Raw genomic sequence first — 538 nt, forward strand, 5'->3', positions numbered from 1 at the left:
TAATGAAAGCTTCGGTTGCGATTTCCCAAGAGGTACAACTCGACCGCCTCTTGGCTAAACTGATTCATACAGTAATTGAACATGCCGGAGCAGAGAAGGGCTTTATACTTAAAGAGGATAAAGGGGAATGGGAGATCATAGCTATGGAGGGCATACGATTACAAAATCAACTCCCTATTAGACTTTAAAAAGTGACTTAATTCCATTAAACGTCTTGCAATATTGTACATCGTACAAAGGAAATAGTTGTTTTGGAAAATGCAGAACTCTCTTCAGATTTTGATTCAGATCCTTATTTCCAATTGCAAAAACCACTATCACTTTTATGTTTGCCGCTTATTAGCCAGGGCCATATCGTTGGCTTGATCTACCTTGAGAACAATCAGCTAAGAGGGGCATTTAGTAAGGAGCGGGTAGCTGTTTTGGAGATGCTTTCTTCCCAGATGGCAATTTCATTGGAAAATGCTTCTCTCTATGGAAATCTGGAAAAGAAAGTCCAGGACAGAACGGAGAAAATCGAAGCTCAGAGAGAAAAAAT

At 39.8% G+C, this 538-nt stretch carries 2 protein-coding genes; both read left to right on the forward strand.

Translation table 11 applies throughout. The features are described 5' to 3' along the window. A partial coding sequence (locus D5R40_RS38865; protein ID WP_205127895.1) for a hypothetical protein occupies positions 1-188 on the forward strand: 188 nt, incomplete at its 5' end. Positions 189-251: 63 nt separating this feature from the next. Then, positions 252-538, forward strand: a 287-nt coding sequence (locus D5R40_RS33795) for a GAF domain-containing protein (protein WP_134239690.1), incomplete at its 3' end; no start/stop codon positions are given.

This window comes from Okeania hirsuta (assembly GCF_003838195.1).
Classification (GTDB): domain Bacteria; phylum Cyanobacteriota; class Cyanobacteriia; order Cyanobacteriales; family Microcoleaceae; genus Okeania; species Okeania hirsuta.